At 61.4% G+C, this 17587-nt stretch carries 16 protein-coding genes; 7 read left to right on the top strand and 9 right to left on the bottom strand.

Translation table 11 applies throughout. The features are described 5' to 3' along the window. Positions 1-40: 40 nt before the first annotated feature. Positions 41-1024, bottom strand: a complete 984-nt coding sequence (locus CLV74_RS14155; protein ID WP_106265945.1) for a Bug family tripartite tricarboxylate transporter substrate binding protein — start codon at positions 1022-1024, stop codon at positions 41-43. Positions 1025-1312: 288 nt separating this feature from the next. On the opposite strand from CLV74_RS14155, the gene CLV74_RS14150 reads away from it, so the two are divergent. Beyond that, complete coding sequence (locus CLV74_RS14150; RefSeq protein WP_106265943.1) at positions 1313-2233, top strand: GntR family transcriptional regulator; 921 nt, start codon at positions 1313-1315, stop codon at positions 2231-2233. 138 nt (positions 2234-2371) lie between these two features. Continuing rightward, positions 2372-3091 (top strand): transporter substrate-binding domain-containing protein, encoded by a 720-nt coding sequence (locus tag CLV74_RS14145; protein ID WP_106265941.1) that lies wholly within the window; start codon positions 2372-2374, stop codon positions 3089-3091. Here the strand turns inward: CLV74_RS14145 and CLV74_RS14140 are convergent. From CLV74_RS14140 to CLV74_RS14115, 6 genes are all read right to left on the bottom strand, one after another. Further along, positions 3088-4551: a mannitol dehydrogenase family protein gene (locus CLV74_RS14140; protein WP_170108066.1), complete on the bottom strand. Its 1464-nt coding sequence runs from the start codon at positions 4549-4551 to the stop codon at positions 3088-3090. The two genes, CLV74_RS14145 and CLV74_RS14140, sit on opposite strands and share 4 nt — an antisense overlap. A gap of 57 nt (positions 4552-4608) precedes the next feature. After that, positions 4609-5337 (bottom strand): SDR family oxidoreductase, encoded by a 729-nt coding sequence (locus tag CLV74_RS14135; RefSeq protein WP_106265939.1) that lies wholly within the window; start codon positions 5335-5337, stop codon positions 4609-4611. Positions 5338-5406: 69 nt separating this feature from the next. Further along, positions 5407-6519: an ABC transporter ATP-binding protein gene (locus CLV74_RS14130; RefSeq protein WP_106265937.1), complete on the bottom strand. Its 1113-nt coding sequence runs from the start codon at positions 6517-6519 to the stop codon at positions 5407-5409. 5 nt (positions 6520-6524) lie between these two features. After that, positions 6525-7382 (bottom strand): carbohydrate ABC transporter permease, encoded by an 858-nt coding sequence (locus CLV74_RS14125; protein ID WP_106265935.1) that lies wholly within the window; start codon positions 7380-7382, stop codon positions 6525-6527. Further along, entirely contained in the window at positions 7382-8272 is an 891-nt protein-coding gene (locus CLV74_RS14120) for a carbohydrate ABC transporter permease (RefSeq protein WP_106265933.1), read from the bottom strand. Before CLV74_RS14120 ends, CLV74_RS14125 begins: the two co-directional genes overlap by 1 nt. A gap of 112 nt (positions 8273-8384) precedes the next feature. Then, positions 8385-9635 (bottom strand): ABC transporter substrate-binding protein, encoded by a 1251-nt coding sequence (locus tag CLV74_RS14115; protein ID WP_106265931.1) that lies wholly within the window; start codon positions 9633-9635, stop codon positions 8385-8387. 151 nt (positions 9636-9786) lie between these two features. On the opposite strand from CLV74_RS14115, the gene CLV74_RS14110 reads away from it, so the two are divergent. Continuing rightward, positions 9787-11001 carry an ROK family transcriptional regulator gene (locus tag CLV74_RS14110; RefSeq protein WP_170108065.1) on the top strand — a complete coding sequence of 405 codons (1215 nt, stop codon included), beginning with the start codon at positions 9787-9789 and terminating at the stop codon, positions 10999-11001. 12 nt (positions 11002-11013) lie between these two features. Here CLV74_RS14110 and CLV74_RS14105 read toward each other — a convergent pair whose 3' ends face one another. Then, the gene (locus CLV74_RS14105) at positions 11014-11568 is read right to left on the bottom strand and encodes a DsbA family protein (protein WP_106266196.1); all 555 of its coding nucleotides are present in this window, start codon (positions 11566-11568) and stop codon (positions 11014-11016) included. A gap of 198 nt (positions 11569-11766) precedes the next feature. On the opposite strand from CLV74_RS14105, the gene CLV74_RS14100 reads away from it, so the two are divergent. Both CLV74_RS14100 and CLV74_RS14095 read left to right on the top strand, forming a co-directional pair. After that, entirely contained in the window at positions 11767-13008 is a 1242-nt protein-coding gene (locus CLV74_RS14100) for an MFS transporter (protein WP_170108064.1), read from the top strand. Between the two features lie 127 nt (positions 13009-13135). After that, positions 13136-13963 (top strand): universal stress protein, encoded by an 828-nt coding sequence (locus CLV74_RS14095; RefSeq protein WP_106265925.1) that lies wholly within the window; start codon positions 13136-13138, stop codon positions 13961-13963. Between the two features lie 8 nt (positions 13964-13971). On the opposite strand, the gene CLV74_RS14090 is transcribed toward CLV74_RS14095, so the two are convergent. Beyond that, entirely contained in the window at positions 13972-14691 is a 720-nt protein-coding gene (locus tag CLV74_RS14090; RefSeq protein ID WP_170108063.1) for a dienelactone hydrolase family protein, read from the bottom strand. 193 nt (positions 14692-14884) lie between these two features. Between CLV74_RS14090 and CLV74_RS14085 the strand changes: the two genes are divergently transcribed. Both CLV74_RS14085 and CLV74_RS14075 read left to right on the top strand, forming a co-directional pair. Further along, a complete protein-coding gene (locus CLV74_RS14085; protein WP_106265921.1) occupies positions 14885-15934 on the top strand; it encodes a Bug family tripartite tricarboxylate transporter substrate binding protein in 1050 nt (349 codons plus the stop codon). Between the two features lie 604 nt (positions 15935-16538). Then, positions 16539-17387: a PhzF family phenazine biosynthesis protein gene (locus CLV74_RS14075; protein WP_106265919.1), complete on the top strand. Its 849-nt coding sequence runs from the start codon at positions 16539-16541 to the stop codon at positions 17385-17387. The last annotated feature ends 200 nt before the right edge of the window (positions 17388-17587 follow it).

Below are 17587 nucleotides of genomic sequence, written 5' to 3'. Positions count from 1 at the left end.
CGGAGTGTGCGGGGGCGACACGGGGCCGCCCCCTGTAAGGTCACTGGATGATGCCGATTTCTTTGGACAGCGTGCGCACGTCCTCGATGGTTTTGGCCGCGTAAGCGTCCATATCCGCACCAAAGTTGTTGAAGGGCTCGATCGAGGCGGCCTTCAGGTCCGCTTGGAATGCATCGGATTCCGTCATGGTCTGGATCGCATTCTTCCAGAACTCTTTCGCCTCGTCCGAGGCACCGGCAGGCATATAGAGACCACGCCAGTTCGCGCCGATCACGTCATAACCCTGCTCTTTCGCGGTGGGGATATCGGGATGGCCGGACAGACGTTCCGGCGACAGGATCGCAACGATGCGGATGTCACCGGATTCAAGGAACCCCAGCATTTCCGACAGATCGCCCGACAGCGCCTGAACCGAGCCCGACAGCAGGCCGGTCATCGCCTCGCCGCCGCCCGAGAAGGCTACGTATTTCAACTTGGTCACATCCTCGACCCCTGCGGCCTGCGCCAGCAGCATCGGTTTGATGTGGTCGTACCCGCCAACGGACGAGCCGCCCGCGATGCCGACCGAACGAGGGTCTGCCTTGATTGCGTCCATGATCTGGTTCAGCGACTGGTATTCGCTGTCCGCATCGACCGCGATGGCCCCGTATTCCGCGCCAAAGGTCGCCAGCCAATGAACGCTTTCCTTGGTTGCGCCTTCATAGATGCCCTGCGCGATACGGGCGCTGGTGCTCATCGAGGCGGCGACGATCAGGTTGTTGTCCTCGTTCCGCTCTTTGGTGACATGGGCAAAGGCCACACCGCCGCCACCGCCGCTCATGTTGGTGACCTGCATGGCATCGTCGATCAGGCCCAGATCGAACAGGTATTTCGCAGTGGTCCGGCAGATGTAGTCCCAGCCGCCACCGGGGTTCGAGGGTGCGATGCACTGGGGGTTCTCGGCCTTGAATTCCGCCTGAGCGCCAACCGGCAGCAGCGCTGTCATCAGCACAGCAGCCGCGGCGAAAGTGGTTTTGAATGTCATGAATGTTCCTCCCTAAACGGTGCGGGTTCGCCCCGCGCTGCCATTTATTGCACTTTAGTACGCCTAAAGCCAATAGGGAATGTGGTTTTTTATTCGTATAGATACAATTTTGACTGCGAAAGGGCTAAGATAACCCTGTTAAAACAGGGTCTTAAGCTTACCTAACGTCAGCCCCGCAGAAGCCAAAACCAAATGCAATCGAACGGATTTCGGGTGATTTTGCTTGTCTGGATACGGTTTGGTTGCCACAACTAGGCGACTCGACCGACGACCAATGAGGGCTGCCAAATGACCACCAGCGAGCTTGCCAATCGCATCTCGAACCGCGTTGTTCAGGATATCCTGAGCGGCGATCTGGCCTCTGGCAGCCACGTGCGGACCCAGCAGATTGCGGACCGTTATCAGGTCTCGCGCACGCCCGTCCGTGATGCTTTGGTCCACTTGCAAGAGATTGGTTTTCTTGAACATTTCCCCAATCGGGGCTATTTCGTCTCAGAGAATATTCCCAAGGACGCCATCGACGAGGCGGCCGGAAACTTTGGCACCGATAGCAGCGACTACCAGCAGTTCGCCGAGGATTGGCTGACCGACCGCCTGCCAGAGGTGGTGACCGAACAGACCCTGCGCCAGAAATACGATTGGACCAAGGCCCGCCTGACCGAGATGCTGGCCCGCGCCGCCCGCGAAGGATGGGCCGAGCGCAAAGAGGGCTATGGCTGGCGTCTGCTGCCCGTGGCCAAAAACGCCGAAGCCTTTGACGAGATTTACCGTTTCCGCATGGCGATTGAACCCGCCGCGCTGCTGGAACCCGGCTTTGAAATCAACCGCGAGGCACTGGAAGAGCAAAAGCGCATCCAGTCAAAAATGCTGGACAGCGACATCGCCACAACTCCGGTCGAGCGCCTTCTTGATAACGGGGCCAACTTCCACGAGATCATCTGCCAGATGTCTCACAATCCGTTTTTTGTCACTGCATTAGAACGAGTAAACCGGATGCGCCGCCTGATGGAATACCGATCGCGCGTAGATCGCGAACGCCTGACCGTGCAATGCACCGAACATCTGGAGCTGATCGACTTGCTTGAGCGGGGCGAGATCGCCGAAGCCTCGTATTTCATGCGCCGCCATCTATCAGGCGCATTGAAGCGCAAATCGCCCGTGGTCTGGGATTGGACCTCAGGCTCGCGCCAAGCCTCCGAGGCCGAGTAGCCTTTTTATCTGATGACCTGCCATACGGCCCGTTTGCGGGGTAATTTCGGCTGCTTATTCGACGGGTGAAATTGCATATTGCATTTTGAAATGCATTAAACCAATAAATGAGTGCAACATCCACGACAGGAGCGCCCCATGCACGATCTGACAACCGAATACGCCCCGACCGGCACCCTGCGGGTGGCGTTGAACCACGGGAACCGGATTTTGGTGGGCCGCGCGGCAGATGGCAGCCCGCAGGGGATCTCGGTCGATCTGGCGCGGGCGCTTGGGGCTGAACTGTCGCTACCCGTAGAGTTCATCGAATATGAGCGGGCGGTTGATGTCTCGAACAGCGCCACCGCAGACGCATGGGACGTGTGTTTTCTGGCCGTGGACCCCAAGCGGGCCGAGGTGTTGGATTTCACCCACCCTTACGTCCGCATCGAAGGGCGCTACCTTGCCGGTCCCGATTGCACAGCAGCGACGTCGGACGAACTGGTTGCCTCGGGCGCGCCTGTGGGCACAGTCGAAGGCTCGGCCTATTCGCTGACCTTGCAGCGCAAAGCAGGGGCCGAACATCTGGTGGTTTTCCCCGACATCTACGCCATGCTGGCCGCCTTGGACACGGGCCAGATCAGCGCGGCGGCAGGCATTGGCGATGTGATGGACGCCGAGGCCGCCTTGCGCCTCGGCACACGCACATTACGCCCGCCGTTCATGGAAATCCGCCAAGCCATGGCCATCGTGAAGGGCCGCCCGCAAGCGGCGGCTCACCTGCGGGAGTTTCTGGGCCAACTGGCCACGACTGGCGGGGTGGGCGACATTCTGGAGGCCCACGGCGTCAGCCGCCAAAGCGCGCTGGTACCGGATTAGGCGCTGACCTGATTGGTGGGCGCAGTCGTCAGGTAGCGGCTCAACATCGCCTCTACGCCTTCTTGTTGCAGCCCCTCATAGGCCGCAGCGACCGCCGCCCGCAGACGCGGGTTCTGGCCCAAATGCCCAAAGACCGCGGTCTGGCCAAGAAACGCCTGAGGCCCGCTTTGCGCTGCCGCTTGCAAAGCGGCGGCCATCGGATCCTCAAGCGGGATCGGCGGGGCGGAGCAGAATTGCATCCAGATCGCCAGTTCTAACGCCAGCCCGTCGATGGGCAGGTCCCGCGCAAGGGCATCACGCAATGTTGGCAGGATGAACTGGGGCTGCCGGTCCGAGCCGTCCTGCGCCAGCCGTGCAATCGTGTCCGCAATGGCCGGATTACCAAAGCGGTGCAGCACGCTGTCCAGATACGCGGCGTAATCGACGCTTTCGATCGGCTCTAGGGTGGGGATCGTTTCGCGCGTTGGCAGCGCCTTCAACCAGCCCGACAAGACCGGATCGGCCATCGCCTGATCCACATGGGCATAACCCATCAGCGCCGCCGCATAACAAAGCGAGGCATGACTGGCGTTCAAGAGCCGCAGCTTCATGATTTCATGGGTCTTTACGTCATCCACAAAGGTCACGCCGACCTTTTCCAAGGGGGGGCGACCGGCGGGAAAATGATCCTCTATCACCCACTGGCGAAAGGGCTCGCACACCACAGGGGCGGCATCGCGGACGCCAAAGCAATCCTGCACCAGCGCCAGTTCGCGCGGACCAGAGCGGGGGGTGATGCAATCCACCATCCCGTTGGGAAAGGCCACATGGGCCGCGATCCAACCGGCCAGCTCGGGGTCTTGGGCCTCAGCGACGGCCAGCGTCACGCGGCGGGTGATGTCACCGTTGCCTTGCACGTTGTCACAGGACAGGACCGTGAAGGCAGGCTGTCCCGCGTCACGCCGTTGACGCAAGGCGGCGATGATCAGGCCAAAGACCGTCTTTGGCGCATCGGGGTTGGCGATATCTGCATGCAACGCCGGATCATCCAAGCGCACCGCGCCGCCGCGCCCCAGAAAATACCCGCCCTCGGTCACGGTCAGAGACACGATGCGGATCAAAGGATCAGACATGGCCGCAAGGATTGCGGCGGGATCGACGGGGCAGTAATCCACCATCGCGCCAGTGATCCGCGCGCTTTCCCCTGTCCCATCGCGGTCCACAACCGTGGTCAGCCAATCCTGCGCGGCCAAACGGTCTCGCATGTCGGCATCACCCGCACGCAGGCCGGCGCCGACAATGGCCCAATCATGAGCAAGGCCCATGTTCATCAGCCGGTCCAGATAGACCGCCATATGGGAGCGGTGGAAATTGCCCACACCGATGTGCAGGATACCGGCGCGCAGATTGCTGCGGTCATAGGTGGGGCGGGCCACATCCGCAGGCACATCGGCCAGCGTTGCAAGGGACAAGGGGATCATCTTCGGGGTTCCGGAAAAAGAAAGATGCGCCGCCCCGTTCAGAGGCGGCGCGTTGGATCAAACAGCGGTAAAGCCGCCATCAATCGGCAGCGTGACCCCCGAAATCATCGAGGCCGCATCGGACAGCAGGAACACGATGGGCGCGGCGATCTCGGCCTCGGTGGCCCAACGGCCAAGGGGCATGGTGTCCAAGAACGGCTTTTCCACCTCGGGGCGACCCCAGTACCACGCGGACATGGGCGTCATGACCACGGTGGGGTTCACGCTGTTCACGCGAATACCGTATTCGCCCAACTCCAGCGCCGAGACGCGGGTGATGTTGTCCAGCGCCGCCTTGGACGAGCCATATGAAATGTGCCCGCGCAGCCCCACCAGCGACGCCTGACTTGAGACGTTGACGATCACCCCGCCCTTTTTCAGACGCACCATGCTTTGGCTGGCGTATTTGGTGACCAGCAAAGCACCACGGGCGTTGATGCTGATCACTTTGTCAAAGACCTCGATGTCGGTGTCCATTGGCGTGGCGATCTCGCCGCCCCAACCACCGCAGTTGACCACACCGTAAAGGTCCAGCCCTTCCAGAGCGGCCTTGATACTGTCTTCCGAGGTCAGATCGAAGGGCAACGTCTTGCAGCCGGTCTCGGCCTTGAGGGCAGCCAGCGCCACTTCATTGCGGCCATTGGCGATCACGTCGGCCCCAGCGGCGCAAAGCTGGCGGACGGTCTCGCCGCCGATACCGCCACTGGCGCCAGTCACGAGGATGGGGCCTTTGTCAAAGGTGTACATGCTTGTTTTCCCTTAAGGAGTTGTCTTTGAAATCATTGGCCCAAACATGGGCTGAAAGGTTGCAATGGCTCAGGCCAGCCGCGCCTCTGTCTTGGGATCAAAGGCCACGGCCTTGGCCATATCGAAGGCAAAGCGGGCAGGGTGACCGGCGCGGGCCTGCGTGTGCGCCCTGAACCGGCCAATCGCATCACGCCCGCCAAGCGAGACGGTGACAAAGGTGTCGCTGCCCGCAGGCTCGACCACATCCACCGGCAGATCGACCTGCGCCAAAGCGGGGCTATCGCGGTCCGCGCCTTCGGGATCGGTCATCGCCTCGGGGCGGATGCCAAGCACGATCTCGCGGCCCGCATAGCGGTCCAGCCCTTCTGCACGCGGGAAGGGCAGCAGCACCTCGGACCCGTCGGCCAGCTTCAGACCGGCGCACATCACACCGTCCTGACGCAGCAGCCGCGCGGGCAGAAGGTTCATGGCGGGACTGCCCATAAAACCGGCCACGAACATATTGGCAGGGTTGTCGTAGATCTCTTGTGGCGTGCCCAACTGCTGCACATCGCCGCCGAACATCACCGCAATGCGGGTCGAGAGGGTCAGCGCCTCGATCTGGTCGTGGGTCACATAGACGATGGTGGTTCCCAGCTTCTGGTGCAGCTTTTTGATCTCGGTCCGCATGTCTACGCGCAGTTTCGCGTCAAGGTTCGACAGGGGCTCGTCAAAGAGGAACACGTCCGGATAACGGGTCAAAGCGCGGCCCATCGCCACCCGCTGACGCTGGCCACCCGACAACTGGCCGGGCTTGCGGTCCAGCAGATGGGTGATCTGCAACAGCTCGGCCACTTCGGCGATCTTGGCCTCACGCTCGGGTTTGGGAACGCCGTGCATTTCCATCCCAAAGCTGATGTTCCCGCGCACGGTCATGTTGGGGTAAAGGGCGTAGCTTTGGAACACCATCGCGATGTTGCGGTCGGCAGGGCGGACCTCATTCACGCGCGTCCCGTTGATGCGGATTTCCCCGTCCGAGACCTTTTCCAGCCCCGCAATCATGTTCAGCAACGTGGACTTGCCGCAGCCCGATGGGCCGACCAGCACCAGAAACTCGCCTTCCTCAACCTCGATCTGCGTGGAATTCAGCACCTGAACCGAGCCGTAGGATTTGGTGACATTGTCGATATCAAGAAAACCCATGAGGCTTATCCTTTCACAGAGCCGGTCATCAGCCCGCGCACGAAAAAGCGGCCCGCGACGACGTAGACAAAGAGGGTGGGCAAGGCGGCCATGATCGCGCCGGCAAAGTGAACGTTGTATTCCTTCACGCCGGTCGAGGACTGGACCAGATTGTTCAGGGCAACTGTCATCGGCTGGCTGTCAAAGTCCGAGAATGAGGCCCCGAACAGAAAGTCGTTCCAGATGTTGGTGAACAGCCAGATCACGCAGACCACCGCGATAGGGCCGGAATTGGGCAAAAGGATACGGCGGAAGATGGTAAAGAACCCCGCCCCGTCGATCTCTGCCGCCCGCACCAGTTCGGTCGGGAAGGCCGCGTAGTAGTTGCGGAAATAAAGGGTGGAAAAGCTGATCCCGTAGATCACATGGACAAAGACCAGACCCGGCACTGTGCCCGACAACCCCAGCAGACCCAGCGTTCGGGCCATCGGGATCAGCACGATCTGGAACGGGATAAAGCAGCCGAAAAGGATCAGGCCAAAGATCAGCGTATCGCCCCGAAACCGCCATTTCGTCAGCACATAACCGTTCAGCGCGCCCATCAGGGTGGTGATCATGACCGCAGGCACCACCATCACCAGAGAGTTGGTGAAATAGGGGCGCAGGCCGGTGGCCTCAACGCCCACCTGCGCCTCGGACCATGCTGACCGCCACGGGGCCAGCGTCCAGTCAGAGGGCAGCGCCATCATCCCTCCCGAGGTGATCTCGTCCAACGGCTTCAGGGAATTGGCCACCATCACGTAGAGAGGCAGCAGGTAGTAAATGCAGAACAGACCCAGCAGCAGGTAAAGGCTGATACGGCCGAATGAGAGGGGTATGGACATCAGCGCTTCTCCCGCAGTTCGGACCAGAGGTAGGGCACGATCACGGCAGCAATGGTCAGCAGCATGATCTCGGCCGAGGCCGCCCCGATCCCCATCTGGTTTCGGGTGAAAGTGTAGGAATACATAAAGGTGGCTGGCACTTCGGTTGCCGTACCGGGGCCGCCGTTGGTCAGGGCAACCACTAGGTCGTAAGACTTGATCGCCATATGGGCCAGCACCACAAAGGCCGACAGAAAAGCAGGGCGCAGCTGCGGGATCACGATCCGGCGATACAGCGCAAAGGTCGAGGCCCCGTCCACCTCGGCCGCCCGCAGCATCTCTGCATCGATGCCGCGCAGACCGGCCAGAAAGGTGGCCATCACAAAGCCAGAGGTCTGCCAGACCGCCGCGATGACCACCGTGTAGATCGCCATATCGCGGTTCTTGATCCAGTCGAACTTGAAGCTGGTCCAGCCCCAGTCATGCATCACCGCCTCAAGGCCGATGCCGGGATCCAGAAACCATTTCCACGCCACGCCGGTGACAATAAAACTCAGGGCCATCGGGTAGAGGTAGATGGTGCGGATGAACCCCTCGGCGCGGATGCGCTGGTCCAAGAGGATCGCCAGCATCAAACCCAGCACACAACAGATCGCGATGTACAGGATGCCGAACACTGCCAAGTTGTTCAGGGCAATGTCCCATGTGCGCAGGGAAAACAGTTTTTCATAGTTCGACAGCCCCACCCAGCCATAGCTTGGCAACATGCGGCTGTCTGAAAAGGACAGATAGCTGGTGAAGGCGATGAACCCGTACACAAAGATCGCGATCAGGGCGACGCTGGGGCTCAGGACAAGGCGCGGCAACAGATTGCGCAACGCTGCCCGCGCGGAAGAGGCGGATCGGGCCAAGGCGGCCTCCTTCGGGGTGAGACGTCTGGGAAAGACGGGCGACGCCAGAGCTTCGCCCGAGGAACAGGACCGCGAAGGGAAGCACGCCGCGCCCCTGTTCCGGCTTGCCGCGTTAGAGCTGCGCGGATTCCACTGCGATTTGCAGCTCTTCCACAGCGTCTTCGGCGCTCATGTCCGAGTTGAAATGCTCGGTCACCACGTCAAAGATTGCCCGCTGCACCGCCGAGGTCTGACCGTGGCCGTGGGCCAGCGATCCCAGCAGGGTGCCATTGGCTTCGGCCTCTTTGATGTCGGCCATCGCCTTTTGACCGCAGGCGTCAAAGTTATCGGGGGCCACGTCGGTCCGCGCAGGGATCGAGCCTTTGACAAGGTTGAACGCCTCTTGGAAGGCCGGCGACATGACCGAGGCGGCCAGCGCGCTTTGTGCGGCCTGATTGTCGTCGCTCACATCAAAGGCGGCGAAGAAGTCGGTGTTGAACAGGTACGAACCTTCGGTACCCGGTGCGGTCACGCACAGGATATCGGTGCCGGGAGTCATGTCCGCGCGGACAATCTCGCCCTTGGCCCAATCGCCCATCAGCTGCATTGCGGCCTCGCCGTTCAGGACCATCGCCGTGGCAAGGTTCCAGTCACGACCCGAGAAGTTGTCATCCACAAAGCCGCGAACGGTGCGCATCTGGTTAAAGACCTGAACCATGGTGTCCGATCCCAGCGCGTCCATGTCGGCCTCGATGATGGCCTTGCGGTAGAAATCCGCGCCACCGATCCCAAGAACAACGTCGTCAAAGATGGTCGCGTCCTGCCAAGGCTGACCGCCGTGGGCCAGCGGCGTGATGCCCTTGTCTTTCAGGGTCTGCGCGACGGTGTTGAACTCTTCCCAAGTGGTGGGCGGGGTCAGGCCGTTTTCCTCAAAAATCGCTGCGTTGATCCACAACCAGTTGGGGCGGTGGATGTTGACGGGCACTGCGTTCCACTTGCCATCACGCACGGCAAAATCCTGTAGGGCGCTGGGGACCACGTCGGCCCAATGGCCTTCGGTCGCCACAGCGGTCAGATCGCCCAACGCACCCTCATCGGCCCATTCACGGACCTGCATGCCCAACAACTGCGCAGCGGTGGGCGGGTTGCCGGCGGCAACGCGGGCCTTCAGCGTGGTTGCTGCCGCTTCACCGCCGCCACCGGCAACGGGCATGTCTTCCCAGCCGATGCCCTGACCGGCCAGATCCTCTTTCAGAACGTTCAGCGCCGCAGCCTCGCCGCCAGCGGTCCACCAGTGCAGAACCTCAACGCTTTGCGCCATCGCGGCACTGCTGATCAGGGTGGAAACGGCCGCTGTCGCCAGCAGCTTTGCAGGTACTTTCATCGCCAGAACTCCTCTTTCTTGGCTTTCACGACGGTCTCCTCTTGGCCGCCGCTATTTTGTTTGGTTGCAAAACAAACATATGTCGGAAAAGCTGTCAATGCTGTTGAAAGACCCTGCCAGACGGGCCAACATCGCACCAAAGGAGAGCCCCATGTCGATGCCGGTCGCGGTCAGAAAAATGAACGAAGCTCGCGCCTTGGAGGCCTTGTTTTCCAAGGGGATCATGAGCCGCGCGGACATCGCCCGCGTGCTAGAGTTGACCCGCTCGACGGCCAGCAGCATCGTGGCGTCCCTGATCAGCGAAGGTCAGGTGCAAGAGGTCTCGGCAGATAATTCTGACCGCGAACAAAAGACCGGACGGCCCGGAATCAGTCTGCGGCTGAACCCTGACTATGCGTTTTATCTGGGGGCAGATGTGGGGGCCAAAGACCTGCGCTTGTGTGTGCTGGACTTTGCCGGAACCCTGCGGGCCGAGGTCACGCACCGCTTTGACAAGCCCAACCCCTCGTCCGAGGTGGTCAGCGCCCGCCTTGCGGAAATGGTGGAAAAGGCCTGCGCCGACCTGCCCGATCAGGCGGCTGTCAAAGGGCTGAATGTGGCCATCCCCGGCATTGTCGATCTGACGGGCGACATCCTTCGCGCGCCTCCTTTGAACTGGCGCAAGGTCCCTTTCCGCGAACAACTGGCCAAGGCAATGGGCGAAATGCCCGTGCATAAACTGATCAACGACGCCAACGCCTTTGCCGTGGCGCAGTTGCGCCGCCCCGATCTGATCGACACCCAAGATGCGGTATTTCTGCTGATGGATGACGGTGTCGGCGGCTGCATCCTAAGCGGTGGGCGCCTGCTTGAAGGCACCACGGGCCTTGCCGCCGAGATTGGCCACATGCCGATCGGCACCAAGGGGCACTGCAACCTGACCGGCATTCACGGGGCCTTCGAAAACTATGTCTCGCGCCCTGCGATTCTTGCCCATTACGCCAACCTTGGGAGGCAAGCCACCAGCCTGACCGCGTTTCTTGCGGCCTTGGACCAAGGGGACGCCGCCGCGCAAAAGGTGCTGTCTGTCTGGACGCAGGACTTTGCCCGCGGACTGGCTATCCTGACCACCTTGCTCAATCCGGCGCGGATCGTGATCGGGGGCCGCGTGGCAGAGATGGCCCGCCGCACCGAAGGCGACCTGCTAGGCGCCCTGCGCGATCACCTGCTAGAAGAGACCCCGCCCCCCGTTCTGGAACTGACCGGCACCAGTGGCGAAGGCCCCGCCGTCGGCGCGGCGATGACCCTGCACCACCAGCATTTTGCCCAGTTCGGCCCCTTGGGCAGCGGGCGACCGGAATTGCTGGGGGCCGATCACAGCGCCTGAAACGCGCCTCGCCTAAGCCAGCCCCAGATCAACCAGCCATTTCCCGATCTCGTCACGGCTGCCCATCCCGTCGTTGATCAGCCCGTTCACAATGAAGGTGGGCGATCCATGCACGCCGTTCTGACGGGCAATCTTCGCGTGGCGCTTCATCTCGTTGGTGACGGCTTTCAGTTCGAGCGGCTCCGTCACGTCCACACCGGTCAGCGCCTTGATCCGCGACAGGATCTCCGCTTGAGAGACCTGCATATTCGCGCCTTTGCAGTGTTCGGTCGCGATGAAATCGTCGCGATGGGCAAAGACCTTTTCAAAGATATCCCACGCCGCGCCCTTGCCCCCATCAGTTGCCGCCGCGGCCAGAATGGCACGGCATATCACCGGCGAGAACAGATGCCACGGCTGGGATTGCAGAAATATCCGCACCGTCAGGCGATCCTCGCCCGCCGCCTCTAGCAGCGCGGGCAGCTTGGCGAAAGCGCGTCCGCAATGCCCGCAGGTAGGCTCAAGAAACACATCCAGAGTGGTAGGGCCGTGGCCCCATGTCAGCGCGTCTCCGATGAATGTTGCCATTACGGCCTCCGTTCCAAGTGTCATAATCGGGCGAGGTGTCGCCTGCCTGACCGACCCTTCCACGTCTTTCGGCGTGTCCGCCTATCGGAACTTGCCCCCGCCCCATTTGATCCCGTGCAAACAGGGCGCCGCTTGATTGACCCGCCGAGGCCGCGCGGCACACTGGCGCTTCGGCTCCTTGTGGAAAAGGCTGTCATTATGGGCGCATCTCCTTCCCGCTTATTGCGGTTCACATCCGCCCTGCGGCGGCGGAATTACCGGCTACTCTGGACCGGAACGCTGGTGTCGAACACGGGCGACTGGCTGGACATGGTGGCGCTGAACTGGCTGATCGTGGCGCAAAACGGCGGCGCGCTTGATCTGGCGGTGGTGAATTTTTGCCGCGCCATTCCCATTCTGGCCCTTGCCCTTGTGGGCGGAGCCATCGCGGACCGCGTCGAAAGACGAAGACTGCTGATCGTCATCCAACTGGCATCGATGGCGCTTGCGGTGATCCTGACAGGCCTTGCTGTGGCGGGTGTCACACCCCTCTGGGCGTTGGCGCTGATCGCGGCGGGGCGCGGGGCGGCCTTTGCGTTCAACCTGCCTGCCCGCCATGCACTGATCCCCATGCTGGTCCCGCGCGATGAGCTGCCCAACGCCGTGGCCCTGAACCTTGTGACGCTGAACGCGACAAAGGTGCTGGGACCGATGCTGGCGGGTCTGATGATCGCCCAATTCGGCCTGACGGTGTGCTTTGCCCTGAATGCGGTCAGCTATCTGGCGGTGCTTTACACCCTTTACTGCATGACCCTGACGCCCGCGCCCCAGACACAGAAAACGCCTGAGCCAAGGGAAAGCCTTGCCGCCGCGATCCTATCGGGGCTGGCTTACGTGAGGGCGCGGCAGGTGCTTTATATGCTGGTGCTGGTGGCTCTTGTTCCGGTGTTTCTAGGCCAGCCCTTTCTGGTTCTGCTAGCGGTCTTTGCCCATGACGCCCTGCATTGGGGGCCGACCGGCTTTGGCCTGCTGACCTCTGCCGCGGGGCTCGGGTCGGTGCTGGGGGCGCTGGTCATCGGCGGCTATACCGAACTTTTGCGGCGCGGCATCGTCATGCTGGTCCTGCTGCTGGCCTTTGGTCTGTCGCTACTGGCCTTCGCCGCCAATCCGGTAGCCGTGCTGGCGCCACTGATCCTGATCATCTCTGGCGCGACCTATATGAGCTATAACACCGCGCTCACCTCGATCATGCAGATGACGATTGAAGACGCCTATCGGGGCCGCGTCATGAGCATGATGTTCATGAACCGTGGCCTCATGCCCTTGGGAACGGCAGCAGCAGCCACCCTTTCGGCCTCGGCGGGGGTACGGGTGGCCTATGGGGTCATGGGCGGGCTGATCCTGATCTTTACCCTCGCGCTTTTGGTCTTTGTGCCAAAGCTGCGGCGGTTGCAGACCTAGCCCCGCCCCGCAGGTCAAGGCAGGCAGCACAGAAGTTATGGCTTTTGCAAGGTTTCGAACTGATGCCCTTGGGGGCGGCCCGCTATTCTGACGCCATACGACTGCCCCTTTAGAAAGGACCGAATTCATGGCGATCAAAAGCATCCTGCTGGCCTACTCCGGCGAGTCCGCAAGCTCGGGCGCGCTGCATCTGGCGATCCAGATGGCCCGCAAATACAATGCCCATCTGACGGGCGTTGTGTCCCACGGTCCTGCTCTCTCCGAGGTCAAGTACAACCGCTACATGAGCCAACAGCTTCTGGACCTGCTGCACAGCCGCGATGCCGAGGCCGTCGCCGCCCTGCGCCAAGGGTTCGAGGACAAGACCAAGGCAGAGTTGCCCGAAAGCGCCGCCCATTTTCTGGACCTTGAGACCCGCCCCGATTTCACCTTGGTCGAGGCCGCCCGCGCCTATGACATCGTCGTCATGGGGCGCCGCGCCTTTGAGCCGGGGCATGAACACTTCGGGGCCAAGCCCGAGCAGATCGCGCTGGACAGTGGCCGCCCTGTCATTCTGGTGCCCCATGCCTACAATGCCAACGCCTTGAACGAACATGCGGTCTTTGCGTGGGATGGCAAGCGGGCAGCGGCGCGGGCTTTGGCCGATGCCATGCATATCCTTGAAACCAAGGATCTGGTGACCGTGCTGACCGTGGGCGATGTGACCCATGACCGCCATCAGGGCGACGACATTCAGGATCTGCTGACCCGTCACGGGATCGCGGTCAACCGCCTGACCCTGCCAAAGACCGCCCGCAGCATCGCAGACACCATTCTGGATGCGTGCCGTGACGCCGACGCGGGTCTGCTGGTCATGGGCGCTTACGAGCATTCGGCCACCCATGAGGCCCTTTTCGGAGGGCCGACCGCCGATATTCTGGCGGACGCCCATTTACCGGTGCTGATGTCGCACTAACGCAATGGTCAGGGGCGCAATTCGCGCCCCAAGAAGGCCAGCGCCTTGCCCCATGCATCCTCGCTCTGGGCGGGGCAATAGCGTTCCGGTGACGGGAAATTCTGGAACGCATGGCCCGCCCCGTCATAGCGGTGGAACTCATGAGGGACGCCTGCGTCCTCAAGGGCGGCCTCATAGATATCCACATCCTCGGGCGAGGGGTTGCTGTCCTCATTGCCGAAGAACCCCGCGACGGGACAGGGGATATCGCCTGCACGCTCGATCGCCGGAATGCCCTGATCGGCCATCGCCAGCCGGATGCGCCCGCCATAGAACACCACGCAGGCCCGATAGCGGGTGTCGGTTGCGGCCCCCAGCCACGCCACACGCCCGCCCCAGCAATGACCCACAATGCCGACCCGCGCCGGATCAACCCGTTCCATGCCTTGCAACAGGTCCATCGTCACGGTCAGATCGGCAATGGTCCAGTCATCGCGAAATTCGCGGTTCTTCAGATCGCGGGCTTCGGATTTCGGCCACCAATGGAAAATGAACGGCACCGCCACCACATAGCCCGCCTCAGCCAGACGCTCGGCGGTTTTGAGGGTGAATTCGTCCTTCTCGATCCCGTCATGACCCGGAATATGCATGGCCAGCACGATAGCGGGCGTAGGTCCGGTGCCTGCGGGCTCGTAGAGGAAGACCTCCATCGGGCTACCGCCAACTGTCAAAGTCTCGATCCGTGGCATCATCTGCCTTCCTTTCGAACGATTGGATATGCGGGAAATCTGCACCGGTTCTTAGCCAATCGCATCCTCCGCGCATAGCTTTCCTATGGGCCTGCCGCCCAATCCGATTTCTCCCCGCCCGCCCCAGCGCACAACATGAAAGGGCGCAGAACAGGCAACAAACGCCGCGCGAATAAACTCTTGGGAGGAGAATATGCTGAATACCTGGATACGCCGCGCCATGGCGCTGGCCGTGACAACCGGTCTGACCGCCGCCTCTGCCGCCGCGCAGACGCCAGAAGAATTCTACACCGGCAAAACCGTTGAACTGACCGTGGGCGCGACCCCCGGCGGATCGGCTGACACCATCGCCCGCACCTTTGTCGAACATCTGGCAAAGCACTTTCCCGGCAATCCGGAGATCGTCGTCTTTAACAAGCCCGGTGCGGGCGGCATGGTGGCTGCAAAAGAAATGATGGCAGGGGCCGAGCGAGATGGCACCGCGATGGCCATGCTGCTTGGCGGATCGGTCTTTGTGCCCCGCGTCGAAGGGATCGAGGACCAGTTCGACCCGCGCGAAGTCAACTGGGTCGGCAGCATCGACGTGGGCGCGTATCCTTACGTGATCCTCGCCAACGACCAGTCGCCGGTGAAAACCGCCAATGAAATCTTTGAAAAAGAGATGGCGATTGCCGCCACCAGCTTTACCCACCAGAACCGCACCATCCCAGAGATCATGAACCGCTATCTGGGGGCCAAATTCAACATCATTCCCGGCTACAAGGGCTCGCCCGAGATCTATCTGGCGATGGAGCGCCGCGAGGTCGACGGCTGGATGCTCAGCTATGCCTCGCTCTTGGACCCCGGTGCGAAGGCGAAAGAATGGGTGGCGGATGGCACGGCATTTCCGCTGATCACCATCGGGTTCGAACATCACCCCGCCTTCCCCGACGTACCGCTGATCTCTGAGTTCATCACCAATGACGAACAGACCAAGCTGCTAGAGTTCTTCTTTACGCCGCTGATCGCCGGTCGTCCCATCGTCTTCCCGCCAGAGGTACCCGCAGACCGCGTGGCCGCCATCCGCAAGGCTTTTGACGAAACCGCAGCCGATGAGGCCTTCATCGCCGACATGCGCAAACGCATGGGTGTGGAAGAGGTCGCCACCGTAGACGGCGCGGGCCTGCAAGAACTGGTCGCCGAAGTCTACGCCGCCCCCGACAGCGTCCTAGAGGCCGCGCGGGACATCCTGACCGACAAGTAACCTCTAACATCCAAGACACCTCGGAAGGGGGCGCAGCCAGTCTGCGTCCCCTTTTTGGTTGGCGGTGTGTGGCTTTAAATGAGGGATGTGGGACGCAAGTTGCCGTCCGCTAAGACACTCACAAATGCCCCCTTTTACCTGGCCATGCCAGTGGGCAGGCATATCCGAAACTTTCCTACAGACATGCTGAGAGACCCGGCATCCGCTCATGCAAGCGCGATGATTTAATGATAGAGGGGTGAGCCTCCGCCCGCTCATGCGGCCGCGAGAGGATGTCGTCCAACTCGGCCTCGTCGACGAGCGCGAGGCGGTTGTAGGAAACGGTCCTCCTCCATCAACCGCTCCCCAATTGTGCAACAGGCGCAGTGGGTCTCCGATGAAATGGGGACAGAGGCCAGCCGATTTGCCGATCCTAAAAAAGCCTGTGCGGCGGTCCGCGTTGAGAACGGTAATGATTGACTTGGCAATTTGCTTTCGCACCTTCTACACTGCGTTCACATTGCCGATTTGCGTCTAAATCCGAAGAATTTGCCTTCATTTCAACGACTGCGATCCCCCCTTTGCCGGGGAACCAGTCCGGCGTCTCAGAACGCGAGAAGAGATCATGGACATCCAATGCATCGCCGCCTTTAGCGATAATGGACGTGGCGGCAACCCAGCGGGCGTCGTCCTGCTGGACGCCCCCATCCCCGATGTTGAGATGGCGCGCGTCGCCTCCGAAGTCGGATACTCTGAAACCGTGTTTGCCGTGCGGAACAGCGATGGCGCCTCCGGTTGGCGCGCGCGATACTTTTCGCCGGAAACAGAAGTGCCGTTCTGCGGGCATGCGACCATCGCGCTCGGTGCTGTGCTTGGCGAACGGTTCGGGGCTGGGACCTATAATCCAACCCTGAACGACACGACCATTTCCGTAGAGGCGGAGGCGACAGTGGAAGGCATGGCCGCGACGCTCACCTCACCGCCGACGCGAAGCCGAGCCGCAACAGAGGAAGAGGCCGCGGACGCTCTTGAGTTGTTCGGCCTTACAACGCGCGACTTGGACGACCGCCTGCCACCTGCGCGAATTCATGGCGGAGCGGACCACGTCATTCTGGCCCTGCACGACCGCGCCAGGCTCGCGGCCATAAACTATAACCTGGATCAAGGGCGCGAGGTCATGCGGCGGCATGGGCTGGTGACAATTATGATCGTCTACGTAGAGGACGAGCGAACCTTTGTCGTGCGCAACGCCTTTGCATCGGGCGGAGTGCTGGAAGATCCGGCAACTGGCGCCGCGGCGGCTGCCTTCGCGGGCTACCTGCGGGACCGATGCTGGCCGCATGGTGGACACTTCGTCATCCGGCAAGGAGAAGATATGGGCGCGCCATCGATCATCAACGTTCGCCTCACCGACGAGGTCGGCGCACCAGTCCACGTGGCGGGCAAAGCGCACACAATTATTGACCAGTGTTGATTGTGCAGTCGTGCGTCGACGGCCGTGAAATCGTTCGGTCGTTGAAGCGGACGTTCGCCGCTTTGGCGCGATCAACTAGTTAATTGACGGGAGCTACGCGATTATCGGTCGTTCACAATGAAAACATAAATGACCGGTTCCAGTGTATGAGCGTGGACCAAAGACAACACGCGAATGCATCGCGATTCCTGGCACTTTGC

Origin of the sequence: Donghicola tyrosinivorans (assembly GCF_003003355.1) — a bacterium.
Classification (GTDB): Bacteria; Pseudomonadota; Alphaproteobacteria; order Rhodobacterales; family Rhodobacteraceae; genus Donghicola; species Donghicola tyrosinivorans.
The sequence above is the reverse complement of the archived record's forward strand: the minus strand, read 5'-3'. Positions and strand labels throughout refer to the sequence as shown.

Coding starts and splice junctions, on each gene's coding strand:
- CLV74_RS14155 (WP_106265945.1), bottom strand. CDS start 1,024: ATGACATTCAAAACCACTTTCGCCGCGGCTGCTGTGCTGATGACAGCG.
- CLV74_RS14150 (WP_106265943.1), top strand. CDS start 1,313: ATGACCACCAGCGAGCTTGCCAATCGCATCTCGAACCGCGTTGTTCAG.
- CLV74_RS14145 (WP_106265941.1), top strand. CDS start 2,372: ATGCACGATCTGACAACCGAATACGCCCCGACCGGCACCCTGCGGGTG.
- CLV74_RS14140 (WP_170108066.1), bottom strand. CDS start 4,551: ATGATCCCCTTGTCCCTTGCAACGCTGGCCGATGTGCCTGCGGATGTG.
- CLV74_RS14135 (WP_106265939.1), bottom strand. CDS start 5,337: ATGTACACCTTTGACAAAGGCCCCATCCTCGTGACTGGCGCCAGTGGC.
- CLV74_RS14130 (WP_106265937.1), bottom strand. CDS start 6,519: ATGGGTTTTCTTGATATCGACAATGTCACCAAATCCTACGGCTCGGTT.
- CLV74_RS14125 (WP_106265935.1), bottom strand. CDS start 7,382: ATGTCCATACCCCTCTCATTCGGCCGTATCAGCCTTTACCTGCTGCTG.
- CLV74_RS14115 (WP_106265931.1), bottom strand. CDS start 9,635: ATGAAAGTACCTGCAAAGCTGCTGGCGACAGCGGCCGTTTCCACCCTG.
- CLV74_RS14110 (WP_170108065.1), top strand. CDS start 9,787: ATGTCGATGCCGGTCGCGGTCAGAAAAATGAACGAAGCTCGCGCCTTG.
- CLV74_RS14105 (WP_106266196.1), bottom strand. CDS start 11,568: ATGGCAACATTCATCGGAGACGCGCTGACATGGGGCCACGGCCCTACC.
- CLV74_RS14100 (WP_170108064.1), top strand. CDS start 11,767: ATGGGCGCATCTCCTTCCCGCTTATTGCGGTTCACATCCGCCCTGCGG.
- CLV74_RS14095 (WP_106265925.1), top strand. CDS start 13,136: ATGGCGATCAAAAGCATCCTGCTGGCCTACTCCGGCGAGTCCGCAAGC.
- CLV74_RS14090 (WP_170108063.1), bottom strand. CDS start 14,691: ATGCCACGGATCGAGACTTTGACAGTTGGCGGTAGCCCGATGGAGGTC.
- CLV74_RS14085 (WP_106265921.1), top strand. CDS start 14,885: ATGCTGAATACCTGGATACGCCGCGCCATGGCGCTGGCCGTGACAACC.
- CLV74_RS14075 (WP_106265919.1), top strand. CDS start 16,539: ATGGACATCCAATGCATCGCCGCCTTTAGCGATAATGGACGTGGCGGC.